Here is a 15,337-nt window from a genome sequence, read left to right on the forward strand (position 1 = left end):
TATAAAGCGATTTGCAGTTCCGATTTAAAAGGATGTGCTACAGATCATTTCTGTCGCACTGCTTTTTCGATGGGCTGATCAACGATGCAGATATTAGAAAAGATCCACACAAAACTTTTCTTTTAATACTTTTAAAATCAGATCAATCACCACATGTTTTTGATCCTTGCGATAATTGGCATAGAGCCCAATCATCGGCAACGGTTCCAGCGTCTTTTTCACCACAATATTATCGCCGAGCAATGGAATCACATAGGTCGGCACCAGACTCCAGCCCACCCCATCCCTACCAGATTGACATTGAGCAGGATATTGGTGGAATACTGCACCACATTCACTTTTAATTTAGACTGTTTAAAAAAATCCTGAATCAGCTTATGCAGTTGCGGTGAGGACTGCTCATCACTAATTACAAAGTCCTGACTTTCAAAACTCTTGATACTGACATAGGGCAAGGCCGCAGCCGGGGAATCTTTGGGCACAATCAAGGTTAAAGGCTCATCAAAAATGCGGATCGAATCAAACTCACTTAACTGCCCCGGATAACGGGTAAAGGCAATGTCGATCTGTCCATTTCTTCAGGCACTAAACTGCTCTGCATCGGTCAGACTATGAAACTGTGCTTTCAGTTCAGGAAAATGCGCGCGGATATTCGGCATGATATAAGGAAAGACTTTCATTTCCGCGACCGGCACGAATCCGATATTCAGCTGATCCTGCTGTGCATTCGCGATCTGTCTGGCAGTCTGAATGGCGCGCTCTGCATGCTCAAGACTCAGTAAAGCTTCTTTTAAAAACGCCTGTCCAGCTTCAGTTAGCCCGACCTTACGGTTATTCCGCTCTAGCAACTGTACGCCAACCTCACGTTCCAGATCCTTGATTTGCTGACTCAATGAAGGCTGTACCGTATTTAATTTTTCCGCGGCACGGGTAAAGTTCAGTTCCTGCGCCACCGTAACGAAATAACGTAAATGTCTTAATTCCATTTTATAACTCTAAACTTGCCGGGCGCTTATTTTGCTTTTTGGCAACATACTGACGATAAACCAATATCGTCACAATGACGAGTGCGGCACTCAAAACATAAGTAGTTTCAAAGCCCCAATAGGCAATCAATACTCCCATTGCCACGGAACCGATCGCTAAACCCAGATCAAACAGGGTAAAGAAGGTTGAAATCGCATGTCCCATACGCTGTTTGTCGACCGACTGAATGGCCAAGGTCTGCAAACATGGGAATAGTGAACCATAACCGATGCCAATAAACACTGCCGACAACCATAATATCCATTGATTGGAAATCAGACTGACAATCACCAGACCAATGGCAAAGAAAATAAATGAAGGATAAATCACCGCACTGGGTCCCTTACGGTCATAAATCTTTCCAACCCAAGGTCTGACCAGCAACATGGATGCTGCAAATACAATAAAGAATACGCTGGTATAGCCCAAAAGCTGCTTGGTTTCACTAAATGCAGTAATAAAACTCATGATGCCCGAGTAGGCAAAAGCGGTTAGTAAAGCCACAAAACTTACCGCCAGAACTTTGACTTCCAGAATATACTGCAAGCTCAAGCTGGTTTTTTCTGTGCTTATAGCTTCAGGTTTTGGTAACTCTGTGATTTTGAGCATCCAACAGAAAATGAGCCCCAAAGAAATGATAACGGCAAGAATGCCAAATAAGACTTTGAAGCTGGTGAACTGAATCACGGTCAATGCCAGCAAGGGCCCAAAAACCACACCCAGATTGGTCGACATGACGAAATAGCCCATGCCCTCACCTTTGCGCTGTTCAGGAATAAATTCATTAGCGACGGGTACTGCCACCGTGGTCAGAATACTGAACCAGATACCATGTAAAAAACGCAACAGCAACAGCGACCACATGCTATCTACCAGCAAATAACTAAAGGAAAATAAGGCAAAAATCACGCCTGCACCGCGCATCGAGATTTTCTTGCCGAGCTTTTCGATGATCATGCCGGAAAATGGCCGAACCGCAATCGAAGAGGCCAAAAATAGTGTCAGCGCCAGACCCGCTTCTTTTACCGAACCGCCCAGATCTTTCATGATGTAAATCGGCAAGATGGTCAGTAAGGCAAAATAATAAACGAACAGGAAAAAATTATTGAATAAGCACAAGATAAATGAGCGATTCCATAACCGCTCAGCGCTAACTGACATAATCACCAACTCTTAAAATTTGTAGGGAAATAGCACAAACTCAGGCTTGAACAGTGACCGGATGCAAGGCCAACTCGACCAGATTCTGGATATAGTGTTCATCTGGAATCCGGTTGAAAAAAATGATCTGGTAATGAATCGGGCCGTATAAGGTATCCAGCATTAAATCAAAAGGATAATCCGAGCGAATTTCTCCCCGTTCAATCGCTTGCTGAATCAGTTGATGGGTCTGTTGCCGACGTGGCAAGAGATATTGCTGAAAGAACTCACCTGCCAGTTCGCGGTGATTGGCAATCACTACCAGCAAAGCCCGACCGACCGGATGATTCAGCGCTTGAGATAAAGAACCGAGTTGTTGAATGAGATTGCTTTTCAGGCTTTTAGAGGTATCCAGCTCAAATACCGAAGCTGTATGCTGTTTGAAAGTGTACAGCACCAGTTCCGATTTATGTTTCCACCATCGATAAATCGTGGACTTGCCAACACCGGCACGTGCCGCTACATCTTCAATCGTCAGCTGATGATATTCACATTCTGCCAGCGCATCTGCGACCGCCTGTAAAATGCACTGCTGTCGTCGGGAACTTTTTTCGTCACTGCTCATATTTTTCTACTTAACTTTTAAGATCTAAAAATCGAAACGATACGTATCGTTTTATATTAGGGTAAAAAATAACAAAGCTCCAGTGAAAAACTGAAATTGATGCAAAAAAAAGACCTTCATATGAAGGTCTTTTCTCAATCACGATTTAACTTAACTCTGTGCAGTCTTTTTATAAATGCTGCATGAAGGATGATGATTTTCTTGCAAACGCGCGACTTTACGCTGTTCTGCTGCTTCAAAACGGCAACGTTTCCAGTCATTGTCTAGGTTCAAAGCTGGAATCTGTTTTGGTTTACCATTTTCATCCACCGCGACCATGGTGAAATAACAGCTATTGGTATGACGTACCGTTCTCTTTTGAATATTCTGGGCTTCTACCCGAATCCCGATTTCCATCGAGGTACGGCCAACATGGTTCACACTGGCCAGAAATGTAACCAGTTCACCGACGTGAATCGGCTCTTTAAAATTCACCTTGTCTACAGATAAGGTCACGACATAACTACCCGAATAGCGACTTGCACACGCATACGCCACCTGATCCAATAATTTCAGAATGGTTCCACCATGAACATTTCCTGAAAAATTTGCCATATCTGGCGTCATGAGAACTGACATCGTTAACTCTGACTGGTCATCCGACACTGCTGCAATTTGATCTAAAGGGGCCATCGTTTTCTTTGAACTCTTTGAATGACAAGGTTATCGTTTATTATTATAGCGTTTTTAGCATGAATAAAATGTTCAATTCGGCAAATGAAGCATCACAATTATTGATATAGAAAATGTATTCATACAGAAAAAAATATATTTAATTGCTTAAAATCTCAGTTAGAAAGTTAAGTGCCAATAAATCAACACTTATTTATCTGGGGTTGATCACACAGCAACTGAGAATTTTTCACTGTTTTAAGCTCTGAACAAAAATAATTCAGGAAAATAAAAAGGCTCTGTGTGATTTAAAGCATCACTGGCCTGAGCATTTCCTGCGCCACGTTCTGATAACTTAAAATTTGTTGACCATCCAAGGTCGTTTCAACGGTAAAAGAACCATCCTGATGGGTCGCGGTCACTGTAAAAATATAGTGTTCGAATTGTGCCAGTTTGACCTGCTGTCCAATTTTAATATGCATCATGATGTCTACATCTGTGTAGTGATCTTTTCAAACTGCATTCTGGCATGAACATCGATGCTTTTGAATATTTGATCAACTTAAGTATAAGAATATTAAAATTTTAATTTAAGATGAATAAGGCTTATTATTTAAAACAATATAATTATAATTCAATTTGTTATATTTAAAATTAATTTTATCTTTTGCGATAATTCCGACTGACTGATACACATAGGCAATCATCTTATCTTTTATAACAATCAGTTAAGCGTTACAGCCGATGATCCGTTATCCTTTTGATTGAATATCCCTATACTGCGATATAGGGATAAACAGAAATTTCAAAAAAAAGATTTATTGAGCTTGATGTTCATGTACCACAAACTGTGGAATGCGATGTCCTTGAGCATAATCATGTTTTTGGTAGGCTTGTGAAATTTCCATCAACTTTAACTGGGTCGCCTCGGCACCAGCCTGCATGGTGAGTTCCCTGCCACGTACATCAAAGATATGGCCTTTTTCGCGTAAGTCCGGCTGAATCACCACATCTGCATGCTTTAATTCTTCATGTGCCAGATGTTGCTGCATAATATTAATGTTCTGATTAAACAGTCCCCAGACATTGGTGGTTTCCGTGTGAATGGGCTGTGCCAGAATATCCACCGCAATCACAATGTCGGCTCCCAACTCACGTGCCACATCGACCGGCACCGGACTGACTAGACCACCATCTACATATTCTTTACCTTGAATAATAGTCGGAATAAACATACTCGGAATCGAGACTGAAGCACGTACCGCCTGTCCGGTATTGCCATAGTTAAAGACGACTTTCTTGCCTTCTTTCAGCGCAGTTGCTACCACAAACATCGGGATTTTCATGGCTTCAAGCGGAGTTTGATCGACCTGTAAATTGACATAGTCCTCAACTTTTTTGCCATCAAAAAAGCCTTTTCTGGCCAATTTGATATCACGGACATCATTCGGTCGCATGCTGAGAGCAATATTGCGCAGTTCAATCGCCGGTTTACCACTTGCATAAATGGATCCCACGATACTGCCCGCACTGGTTCCAACAATAAAATCTGGTTGAATACCCGCTTGTTCCAGTACTTCCAGCGCACCAATATGCGCATAACCACGCGCACCGCCACTGCCTAGGACTAAAGCAACTACCGGACGCTGTTGAGTTTGCTTGATCTTTTGAAAATCAATTTGATTTGGACGCGCCTGAGCTTCTCCGCGTTGTGCAGCAGGTTGCAGATGACTGGTCGCCGCTTGGGCTGTCATGGGGGTCGTTTGGCAAGCACTCAGGCCAAATGTACCCAGTATCACCATACTCAACACATATTTCTGCATGCAGAGAATGTCCTCATTAATCTAAAGCAGCATAGTGTATAAACACATGCATAAATAGTCTGTAGAATTTCGTAAAACTGTCATACAGTTCAGCTACTTTATCTTCATTTTTCCCATAACTGTATGCCTTCAATCTCACTGTATCGGATTTTCCTGATTTTCCTGCAACTGGGCTGCATTTCATTTGGCGGTCCGGCAGCACATTTGGTATTTTTTCACCGAAAATTTGTAACCCAACTGCAATGGTTGAATGACACCCAGTACAGTCAACTGGTCGCTTTGGCGCAACTTTTACCCGGGCCGAGCAGCAGTCAGGTGGGGCTGTCGATCGGTTATCTGCAACGGGGCTATACTGGTGCCGTGATCGCATGGCTGGGTTTTACCCTGCCCTCAATGATTCTGATGACCTTGGTAGCACTCTTGGGTCAAAGCTATTTTCATATTTTAAACTCAAACAGCTTTCATACCATCCAGTTAATTGTATTTTCTGTCATCGCCTGGGCATTCTGGCAAATGCTGAGAAGCTTCTGTAAATCGGCTTGGCAATACGCTGTCTTAATCCTCTCTGTCATATTGTTGATGGTGGTTTCAGTGAGTTTTAACCAGATTCTGGTGATTATGCTGGGCGCAATCTGTGGACTCATGGCTGGACATTTTTCCCAATCAGATTCGAAACCCAAAGAAATTAACAAAACGGCAATCAGCTCGCCTTATATTCGATCTGCCGCTGCGCCCTATTGGTTACTGGCATTTATCTTGCCGTTTATTCTACTTCCCTTAGCAGGCAAATTATGGGGTGAATCGGAGCTGCAATTTTTTGCCAATTTCTATCAAACCGGTTCATTGGTATTTGGTGGTGGTCATGTGATTCTGCCTTTGCTATATCAGGACTTTGTCACAACCGGTTTAGTCAGTGCACAATCTTTTGATCTTGGCTATGCATTTGCCCAGCTGATGCCGGGGCCTTTATTCAGTTTTGCCAGTTATATCGGTGCTTTGCTGCCTTGGACGCCTTATGTCTGGCTGAATGCAGTTTTAGCGACCTGTGCAATCTTTTTACCTTCATTTTTTCTGATCTTTGCCACCTTGCCTTACTGGTCGTGGTTGATGCAGCAGCGCCATATTCATCAGGCGGTGATGGGCATCAATGCTGCGGTGGTGGGTTTGTTATTGTATTTATTGCTGGATCTTTCACAACGCTATTTTAGTTATGGCTCCGACTTGGTCTTTGTCGCGGTGATGATTGCCCTGTTACGTTCAAAATTACCGGTCTGGTTCAGCCTGATTTTGGGTTTTGTACTTTATCAAAGTTATTTAAACTTCTTCTAAATAAAACTTTGGCACAAAAAAGCCCCGAATGATCGGGGCTTTTTACTTCAAGTCTTACCAGATATCTGATTTGACCTTGTCTTTAAATTTAGGATGGTTATCCAGTTTAAATTCAGGCTCTTTCACACCACGCTTCAACTGACCGGTATAGTCTTTGAGTAGCATCAGCAGGAATGGCATCAGCAACAGGATCGCAATCAAGTTGATACTTGCCATCACGCCCATGAACAGATCTGCCATATTCCAGATCAATGGCACACTGGCGATAGAACCGAAATACACCATGACCAATACAAATAAGCGGAAAATCAACATCACCCGGCTATTGTTATTGATGAACTGGACGTTTCCTTCGGCATAAGCATAGTTACCAATAATCGAAGAATAGGCAAACAGGAACAGAATCAAAGCCAGGAAGTCATCACCCCAAGCACCAATCTGGCTTTCAAGCGCCATCTGGGTCAAGGTCACGCCTTCAAAGCCTGCATTTTCATACAGACCCGAAACCAGAATAATAATCGCGGTACATGAACACACCACAAAGGTATCTACAAATACTCCGAGCATCTGTACCAGACCCTGGTTGACCGGATGTTTGACATCGGAAGCTGCAGCAGCATTCGGTGCCGAACCCATCCCTGCCTCGTTAGAGAACAGACCACGCTTGATGCCCATCATCATCGCCATAGATACCATGGCGCCAAAGAATCCACCAGCGGCGGCTTCAAATTCAAAGGCTTTACTGAAAATGAGCTGGAAGATGGATGGGAGCAGATCGTAATTGATGACCGCAATATACAAAGCCACAGCCAGATAAAGCACAGCCATAAACGGCACAAAGCTTTCCGCAACTTTCGCAATCCGTTTAATCCCGCCAAAAATGATCACCGCAGTCATCAAGACCAGAAACAATCCGACCCAGGAAATTTCCAGATTCAGGCCGCCTAATGGCAGAATCAGGTTCGCCTGATCCCAGCCCCAGGCATGAGAGGTTGCTCCGGTAATGGCATTGGCCTGAACTGCATTGAAGACAAAACCATAAGTCGTGATCAATGCAATCGCAAAGACAATCCCGAGCCATTTCTGTTTCAGGCCTTGAGTAATGTAATAAGCTGGACCACCACGGAATTGCTGGTTTTTGTTATCTCGCACCTTAAACAACTGTGCCAAAGAGGATTCAACAAAAGCAGAACTCATGCCCAAAAAGGCAGTAAACCACATCCAGAACACGGCACCGGGGCCACCAATCGCAATCGCAATGGCGACACCCGCGACATTGCCCACACCGACCCGGCTTGCCAGTCCAGTGACAAAGGCCTGAAACGGGGTAATGCCGTGCGTATCCTGAACCTTGCCACGGCTATTTTTCATGACTTTCATGCTGTGCCAGAACAAACGAATTTGTACTGCACCCGTCATGATCGTGTAGAAAATACCGACTGCGACCAGAAACACCACCAGAAAATCCCATAAAGGGCCATTCAGGGCATTAATCCAGCCGAGTAAGGTTTCATTTAACTGATCATTCATGTCACATCCTTATGAGCCTATGACTCATCGTATCAGGCATAAAAATTATGCAAAAAACTTCAAAATCATCTGAATAACAGTAGCATTGATTAAGTCAACGAAGAACGCACCACATAATGGAACAATCAGGAAGGCCTTATGCGACGCACCATACATATTGGTAATCGCCTGCATATTGGCAACCGCTGTTGGCGTTGCGCCCATACCGAAACCACAATGCCCTGCTGCAAGTACCGCAGCATCGTAGTTTTTACCCATGATGCGGAAAGTTACAAAACCGGCATACAAAGCCATGGTGATGGTCTGTGCACCCAGAATTACCATCAGTGGTCCTGCAAGGTCAGCCAATTGCCATAATTTCAATGATAACAGTGCCATCGCCAAGTACAGCGACAATGAAGCATTACCGAACACATCAATCGCGCGATCGAAAATCTGAACTTTGAAAACACCTTCCAGTACATTACGCAGGATGACACCACCCGCCAATGCCCAGACAAATGTTGGCAGTTCAAATGCAGTACCTTTACTGAAACCCGTCATAAACTCTGCAAAAGCCAAACAGCCTGCAAATAGACCCAAGGTCGTGATTGCATTATCAGCGGTAATTAAACGCACCTGATGCGGATATTCAAACGGTACATATTCGCTGGTGGTGCTGTCCATTGGCGTATTGTCACGCGTTTCAATTTGCTGATCGGTACGCGCAGTCGCCAGGTTATAACGGTTGATCAGCAACTTGGCTAAAGGTCCGCCAATAATACCGCCGATAATCAATCCAAAAGTCGCACTGGCCATACCTAGTGCCAAAGCACCTTGAATACCATGTTCAACTTCAAAAATTTCCCCCCATGCACCCGCAGTACCATGACCGCCGGTTAAGGTAACTGAACCTGCAATCAGGCCAATCAGTGGGTCAATACCAAGCAGTGTTGCCAGACTCATACCGACTGCATTTTGCAAAACAATAAAAATCGATATAGCAAACAGGAAAATTACCAGACCGACACCGCCTTCACGCAACTTGGAAAAGTTGGCACTCAGACCGATCGAGGCAAAGAAGATCAGCATAAAACTGGTTTGTAGCTCTGAACTGGTGGTGATGCTGTATCCCCACAGTGAATGCACCAGTAATGAGATAATCGCAGCAACCAAACCGCCTGCAACCGGCTCAGGAATATTGTAGCGCTTTAAAAAATCGATTTTATTAACCAGGAATCGGCCGAGTAACAAAACAATGACTGCGGCAATCAAGGTATAAAATGCGTTAAAAGTAAAATCCATAATTTTTTGCCCAAGATGATTTTGAATTTTTTATTTTTCTAAAAGTCATGGAGTGCGCTAGATCCCTAGCTCGCTCATTAGATGTTCATCTGGAAATATCCTGATTTGATCTATTACCTTTAGAAAAACAAACCGATTTATCATCTCTTTTAAACTTATGAATATCATCATCACGATCATATTCAACAAATGAGAGATTTATAAAAGCAACACCTTTTCTATTCAGATACTCAGTCTGTTGGAAAATTGCAGACATTTTTCTAACAGACGCGCATGCTGGTAAAAAAACTGTGTTTTAAGCTCAAAAAAACATTCAGTGCTTGATGAGTGCTTTCAACCTAAAGACTTCATTCAAGCCATCTGGAATCGCGTTATTTAAAACAGATCTTAATCACAAAATGCATGAATTAAGATGAAAAGTCGTACATTATGCTGTTTCTTTGTATCAAGTTTTATTTCTTTTTATTAGCAATAGTTAATTTACCTATAAAAAATAATTATAAATTCTCATTTTTATATGAAGATTAATCTATATTTTAATTCAAAAAAAATATTAATCTTTTACTCGACACGGAATGAAACAGGGATCTTGAAATTAAATTATCTTGATTTTCAGTCAAAATAAACCAGTTCTCTGTTTGAAATTGTTATTGTTGAATGGTTCAAGCACTTGGGTTTTAAGCCATTTTTTAAATCAAAGACCAACATTATGGGTAAATCGATTGCTATCACTGAGGCGATTTAAGCCCAGCTAAAAGCATGCGAAATTTCATTACTCAAGTCATTTTACTGACAAATTGTTTTTTTCAGCTGGCGGAGAATGAAATTTTCCTATCCCCCGTTCTGTTTGTTTAGTTTATAGTCATTGCAAACTCAATAAGGATATTTGACTGGACCTCATAATGGATCAAAATCTTGTTCATGCTGTAGATCACACTATCACCTCTCGCCATTCAGTGCGTGCTTTTTTAAATACCCCCGTTAGTACAGACACCTTAAAAGAGATTTTGACGGTGGCCAGCCGCGCGCCCTCAGGAACCAATACCCAACCCTGGAAGGTGTATGTGGTAACAGGCAAAAAGCGCGATGAACTCGTGCAACGTGTCTGTCAGGCACAAATGCAAATCTATGCAAATCCTGCATTGTCACAGCAGTATCAGGAAACTTTCGCCTACTATCCTGAACAATGGATCTCGCCATTTATTGAACGTCGTCGTGAAAATGGCTGGGGTTTATATGGCTTGCTGAATATTCAAAAAGGCGAAAAGGAAAAAATGGCGCGTCAGCAGCTGCGTAATTTTGAATTATTTGATGCCCCTGTCGGCTTATTTTTTACTGTACATCGGTCTTTGGCGATTGGGTCCAAAATGGATGTTTCCATGATGATCCAGAATGTTATGCTGGCAGCAAAAGCCCGCGGTCTGGACACTTGCCCGCAGGCAGCCTGGAATCACTTTCACCCGATCGTGCTTGATCTGGTCGGCGCACCCGATGATGAAGAGCTGGTCTGCGGTATGGCACTGGGTTATGCCGACCCAGAGCAAATTATTAACAGCTTTATTACCCCGCGTGTTCCCGTAGAGGAATTTGCCGTGTTTATCGATGAGTGATGCAAGCAGGGCTAAGCCAACTTGCTTAGCCCTCTGCTCAATCCAGCATTTTTAATATATTAGAGAACGCCCAGCATCTATGCATTTTGCAAGATTGGCATCTTTATTTTAAAAATCACCCAAGCGGAAATACCGACAAAAACCAGCATGATCAAGGCCATATTCAACAAAGCATGCCAGATCAGAAAATTCAGTAATACACCGCCCAATAAATCACAGACAAATTGCATACTGCCCATAATCGCACTGGCAGTTCCTGCCCGCTCGCCCTGTTCAGCCATTGCCAAAGCCATGGCATTCGGACCAGTAAACCCGATAGATGCCACCACAATAAACATGCCTAACAACACCCAGAGCACAGAATCGACGTCCAGACAGCCCAGCAAGATTAACCCTAATACACCGGCAAACTGCAGGCAGGTGCCGATTTTCAGGCGCTGCAATATCGAGAATCGTCCAGCCAGACGTTTATTCAAGGTCGAAAACAGCATGATGCCGAAAGCATTGGCACCAAAGGCATAAGCAAACTGCTGCTCGGTCAGTTGATAACGATCCATCAGAATAGTCGAAGAAGCACTGATATAACAGAACATCACCGCACCGGAAAAACAGCCGGCATAGAGCGGGCGTCGAAAGCTGGGATCTTGAAAAATGCACCGGTACAAACTTATAACCTGTTGAAAGTTCAGCTTGAGACGGCGTTCTGGCTCCAGGGTTTCTTTAAATAGAAAATGTACACAGGCCAGACTCAACAGACCACAGCCCATCAGCACCAAAAAGATCATGTTCCATTCATAAAACATCAACACCCAGGCCCCCAGACTCGGGGCGATGATTGGCGCAATCGCAGTCACAATCATCATGCTGGCAAAGGCCTGAGCTGCTGAATGCATATCCAGACGATCGCGAATTGCAGCGCGTGCCATGACCACCCCGACACAGCCACCGAGAGCTTGCAGAATTCGTGCAGCGATCAGGCTCCATTCATCCTGCGCAAAGACACACAGCAAACTTGCCACAATGTATAAACACAGCCCAAAATACAGTGGCGGTTTACGTCCAATCCGGTCACTGATCGGACCATAAATCAGTTGCCCAATCGCCAGACCGAAGAAATAAGCCGGCAAGCTATTGGAAACCATTTGGGTACTGACACCAAAATCTGCTGCCATAGCCGGTAAGGCCGAAAGATACATATCAATGGATAAAGGCCCGAGTGCACTTAAGGTCGCCAGCAAAACAATCCAGGACATGGCATAAGGTTGTTGTACTATTTTATTCGATGTCATAAGCATGAAGATTTAAAGCGCTAATATGCAGACAAATTAACACAGTGCATAGTATGATTTAGCCTGAAATGAAGATTTATAAATATACTATTTTCATTAGCCTATTCAGATTCAGCTCTAAGACTGCAGTATAAAGGACGACCTTTGAAATCTTGGCTCACTCGTCTCAAGCAAACCACCTATAACACGACCTTGATGTATAACCTGCGCATGATGACGGCATTTGCAGGTACCGCCTTTGTTCCCTATTTTATGGGACAACAATTGATGACGATCCCATTGACTTTAGGGGTGGTCGCAGCTGGTTTAAGCGATATTGATGACCGCTTTTCGGTGCGGATTTTAAATCTGCTCTACACCTACATTGGCTTCTTTATTACGGCAGTAGGCGTATATCTGCTTTTTCCTTATCCCTTGCTGTTTGCCTTGGCCTTAATTGTGTCCTGTATTGCCCTGATTTTGCTGGGTTCACTAGGGCGACGCTATGCCACGATTTCCTACGGCTGTCTGGTGATTTCCGTTTATTCCATGCTCGGGGTGGAGCTGTTTGATGAATGGTATAAACAGGCTGGTTTATTGGTCATCGGCGCGATGTGGTACGGTCTGCTGTCGACCATCAGTTTCCTGATTTTCCCTGCCCGACTGGCGCAAGACAAGCTTGCCATTTCCTATTCTGCTCTCGGTGACTTTTTATATGCCAAGTCCAATCTGTTTGATGTGGACATGACCCCGAAAAGCTATCAGCAAAGCATGATTGAACTCTCGCTTGAAAATGGGAAACTGATTGCGATTTTTAATGAGATGAAAACTGCCCTTTTGACTCGCCTGAAAGGTGACCGGGGGCAAAAAGACACCCGTCGCAGCCTGCAATATTATTTTGTCGCGCAGGATATTCATGAACGTGCCGATTCAGCGCATATTGATTATCAGAAACTGGCCAAGATTTTCCAGCATAGCGATATCCTGTTCCGCTTCCAGCGCATCATGTCAATTCAGGGCAAAGCCTGTAAGGACCTGAGTGAAAGTTTGCTGATGCGCAAACCTTATGTACATAACCAGCGCTTCAAGCATGCCTTTGATAACCTGAGACAGTCTCTGGATAAGTTACGTCAGGAGCAGCAGTATGATCAGGTCTGGATCAGTGCCCTGTTTGCGCTGTTTCAAAACCTGAAATCGATTGATGCCCAGTTACGCAACCTGGAAACCGAGCAAAGTATCAAATCCGAGCGTTTCAAACATATCGAAAACCAGCTCAGAGATGATGACCTGAAAGGCTGGGATGATATCAAGATTCGGATTAAGCAGCATTTGACACCCGAGTCGGTACTGTTCCGGCATGCCATTCGCCTGTCGATTGTGCTGCTGATCAGCTATATCTTCGTACAGGTCAGCAATATTGAATATGGTTACTGGATTTTATTAACGGCACTCTTTGTCAGCCAGCCCAACTTTAACGCCACCAAACGCCGTTTACGTCTGCGTATTGTCGGTACGTTGGTCGGTATTATTCTAGGTTATGCCATTTTGTATTTTGTGCCTTCCATCGAAGGACAATTATTGCTTCTGGTATTCAGCGGAATTCTGTTCTTTGAATTGCGCAGTAAACAGTATGCACAGGCCACCGCCTTTATCACGATTTTAGCCTTGATCAACTTCAATCTGGACGGTATGGGCTATGCTGCGGCCATCCCGCGTATGATTGACACCTTGATTGGCTGTGCCATTGCCTGGTTCGGTGTCAGCTTTATTTTTCCAGACTGGAAGTTCCGACGTTTGCCGCGCAGTATCAAACGCAGCTTGCAGGCAGAAGCAGATTATTTGAGTGAAGTGATCGAGCAGTATAAATCAGGACGTAATAATGGCCTGAAATATCGGATTGTGCGCCGTGCTGCCCATAATACCGATGCCGAGGTGGCTTCACTGATTTCGACACTGGCCACTGAACCGGATATTGATCCGGTACAAAAATCACTAGCCTTTGAGTTCCTTTGTCTGAACCATACTTTTATCAGTTATATTGCCGCACTGGGTGCACACCGGGAAAAAATTGAAGATCAGGACATTCTGAATTTACTGGACAAAGCACTCGAGAACATTCGTGGTGCATTGCTAAGAGATGAAATGCCCGATTTAAGTGCGCAAAATATGATTGCTCATATTCGACAGCGCCTGGCTCAAGATCAGGAGCAAGATCAGAAATCCCTGATCATTTTGCAGCAACTGTCTTTAATGTTCAGCATTTTAAAGCAGTTGAGCCAACTGAAACAAAGTTTGAGTCATGAGCGTGATGAACAGGCAACTGAATTAGGTTCATTATAATTTGGCTGATTTTGGAACAATATACTCACTGAATTGGTACAATTAGTGCTAAACTTTTTACAGTTTAAAATCTGCTAATTTCATTATGACCGCGAAAAATTTATACGCTTATACCCTACAGCCTGTGAACTATGAAATTTCAGAAGCCGAGCAGCGTCATGCTCAGCTGGTGATCTGGCGTAGTACCAATAAAATTGGCATGAAAGCATGGCTGATCATGGGTGCTGTTGTTGCACTTTCTATTCTGGGCATTCTGCTCCTGAAGAACTATTCTACCGTGTTCTGCTGGGTGGCCATTGTCTGTGTGGTGTTGTATTACCTGATCCGTACCTTTGGTCTGGAATGGTATGTTAAACGCAAGATGAATGAATTTCCGGTACAGGAAATCAAAGGTGTTCGCCTGGGCGTGCAACCGCATGGTATCGTGATGCGCCAGAAAATGGGCATGCAGGAAGGTGTTGGCGCGATTAGCTGGAAAGACATCTATGAATGGTACAACACACCAGAATTCATGTTGGTCAATTTCAAAGTAAAAGGCCAGCAAGGCGCCTATATCCTGCCGAAACGTCTGGACAGCAAAAACTTCTCTTTCGCTACGATTCGCAAGCATCTGGAAGCAGAAGTCGGCGCAGCAAAACAAATCTAAACTGTTCTTTCTTCAGTGAAAAACCTCCTGCCCCGGCATGGAGGTTTTTTTAATCTCAAAATAAT

The 15,337-nt window shown here is 43.7% G+C and carries 12 protein-coding genes and 1 pseudogene; 4 read left to right on the top strand and 9 right to left on the bottom strand.

The window, feature by feature from the left end; translation table 11 throughout:
* Positions 1–93 precede the first annotated feature (93 nt).
* The 6 genes and pseudogenes from NI468_RS03090 to NI468_RS03115 form a co-directional block, all read right to left on the bottom strand.
* A pseudogene (locus NI468_RS03090) lies at positions 94–986 on the bottom strand (LysR substrate-binding domain-containing protein).
* A 1-nt stretch (position 987) separates the two neighbouring features.
* Complete coding sequence (locus NI468_RS03095; protein ID WP_253099863.1) at positions 988–2,187, bottom strand: MFS transporter; 1,200 nt, start codon at positions 2,185–2,187, stop codon at positions 988–990.
* A gap of 40 nt (positions 2,188–2,227) precedes the next feature.
* Positions 2,228–2,791 (bottom strand): TetR/AcrR family transcriptional regulator, encoded by a 564-nt coding sequence (locus NI468_RS03100; protein WP_005247815.1) that lies wholly within the window; start codon positions 2,789–2,791, stop codon positions 2,228–2,230.
* A gap of 150 nt (positions 2,792–2,941) precedes the next feature.
* Positions 2,942–3,463 carry an acyl-CoA thioesterase gene (locus NI468_RS03105; protein WP_004280680.1) on the bottom strand — a complete coding sequence of 174 codons (522 nt, stop codon included), beginning with the start codon at positions 3,461–3,463 and terminating at the stop codon, positions 2,942–2,944.
* Between the two features lie 287 nt (positions 3,464–3,750).
* Positions 3,751–3,927, bottom strand: coding sequence for a hypothetical protein (locus NI468_RS03110; protein WP_004731959.1), 177 nt, complete (start codon positions 3,925–3,927; stop codon positions 3,751–3,753).
* Between the two features lie 333 nt (positions 3,928–4,260).
* Complete coding sequence (locus NI468_RS03115; protein WP_005106273.1) at positions 4,261–5,265, bottom strand: patatin-like phospholipase family protein; 1,005 nt, start codon at positions 5,263–5,265, stop codon at positions 4,261–4,263.
* A 123-nt stretch (positions 5,266–5,388) separates the two neighbouring features.
* On the opposite strand from NI468_RS03115, the gene chrA reads away from it, so the two are divergent.
* Positions 5,389–6,594 carry a chromate efflux transporter gene (gene chrA / locus NI468_RS03120; RefSeq protein WP_253099866.1) on the top strand — a complete coding sequence of 402 codons (1,206 nt, stop codon included), beginning with the start codon at positions 5,389–5,391 and terminating at the stop codon, positions 6,592–6,594.
* 54 nt (positions 6,595–6,648) lie between these two features.
* Here chrA and NI468_RS03125 read toward each other — a convergent pair whose 3' ends face one another.
* Together NI468_RS03125 and gltS are read right to left on the bottom strand one after the other, a co-directional pair.
* Complete coding sequence (locus NI468_RS03125; RefSeq protein WP_004731963.1) at positions 6,649–8,124, bottom strand: alanine/glycine:cation symporter family protein; 1,476 nt, start codon at positions 8,122–8,124, stop codon at positions 6,649–6,651.
* A 45-nt stretch (positions 8,125–8,169) separates the two neighbouring features.
* The gene (gltS, locus tag NI468_RS03130) at positions 8,170–9,408 is read right to left on the bottom strand and encodes a sodium/glutamate symporter (RefSeq protein ID WP_253099869.1); all 1,239 of its coding nucleotides are present in this window, start codon (positions 9,406–9,408) and stop codon (positions 8,170–8,172) included.
* Positions 9,409–10,310: 902 nt separating this feature from the next.
* Between gltS and NI468_RS03135 the strand changes: the two genes are divergently transcribed.
* Complete coding sequence (locus NI468_RS03135) at positions 10,311–11,018, top strand: nitroreductase (RefSeq protein ID WP_184412400.1); 708 nt, start codon at positions 10,311–10,313, stop codon at positions 11,016–11,018.
* A gap of 77 nt (positions 11,019–11,095) precedes the next feature.
* Here NI468_RS03135 and NI468_RS03140 read toward each other — a convergent pair whose 3' ends face one another.
* Complete coding sequence (locus NI468_RS03140) at positions 11,096–12,313, bottom strand: multidrug effflux MFS transporter (RefSeq protein WP_253099872.1); 1,218 nt, start codon at positions 12,311–12,313, stop codon at positions 11,096–11,098.
* A gap of 138 nt (positions 12,314–12,451) precedes the next feature.
* On the opposite strand from NI468_RS03140, the gene yccS reads away from it, so the two are divergent.
* Entirely contained in the window at positions 12,452–14,626 is a 2,175-nt protein-coding gene (yccS, locus tag NI468_RS03145; protein ID WP_253099875.1) for a YccS family putative transporter, read from the top strand.
* Between the two features lie 85 nt (positions 14,627–14,711).
* Complete coding sequence (locus NI468_RS03150; RefSeq protein ID WP_004280696.1) at positions 14,712–15,272, top strand: YcxB family protein; 561 nt, start codon at positions 14,712–14,714, stop codon at positions 15,270–15,272.
* Positions 15,273–15,337 lie beyond the last annotated feature (65 nt).

It is taken from the genome of Acinetobacter lwoffii, assembly GCF_024129355.1.
In the GTDB taxonomy this organism is placed as follows: domain Bacteria; phylum Pseudomonadota; class Gammaproteobacteria; order Pseudomonadales; family Moraxellaceae; genus Acinetobacter; species Acinetobacter lwoffii_I.

Excerpts from the sequence above, each read along its gene's own strand:
- NI468_RS03095 (WP_253099863.1), bottom strand. The coding sequence starts at position 2,187 with ATGTCAGTTAGCGCTGAGCGGTTATGGAATCGCTCATTTATCTTGTGC.
- NI468_RS03100 (WP_005247815.1), bottom strand. The coding sequence starts at position 2,791 with ATGAGCAGTGACGAAAAAAGTTCCCGACGACAGCAGTGCATTTTACAG.
- NI468_RS03105 (WP_004280680.1), bottom strand. The coding sequence starts at position 3,463 with ATGGCCCCTTTAGATCAAATTGCAGCAGTGTCGGATGACCAGTCAGAG.
- NI468_RS03110 (WP_004731959.1), bottom strand. The coding sequence starts at position 3,927 with ATGATGCATATTAAAATTGGACAGCAGGTCAAACTGGCACAATTCGAA.
- NI468_RS03115 (WP_005106273.1), bottom strand. The coding sequence starts at position 5,265 with ATGCAGAAATATGTGTTGAGTATGGTGATACTGGGTACATTTGGCCTG.
- chrA (WP_253099866.1), top strand. The coding sequence starts at position 5,389 with ATGCCTTCAATCTCACTGTATCGGATTTTCCTGATTTTCCTGCAACTG.
- NI468_RS03125 (WP_004731963.1), bottom strand. The coding sequence starts at position 8,124 with ATGAATGATCAGTTAAATGAAACCTTACTCGGCTGGATTAATGCCCTG.
- gltS (WP_253099869.1), bottom strand. The coding sequence starts at position 9,408 with ATGGATTTTACTTTTAACGCATTTTATACCTTGATTGCCGCAGTCATT.
- NI468_RS03135 (WP_184412400.1), top strand. The coding sequence starts at position 10,311 with ATGGATCAAAATCTTGTTCATGCTGTAGATCACACTATCACCTCTCGC.
- NI468_RS03140 (WP_253099872.1), bottom strand. The coding sequence starts at position 12,313 with ATGCTTATGACATCGAATAAAATAGTACAACAACCTTATGCCATGTCC.
- NI468_RS03150 (WP_004280696.1), top strand. The coding sequence starts at position 14,712 with ATGACCGCGAAAAATTTATACGCTTATACCCTACAGCCTGTGAACTAT.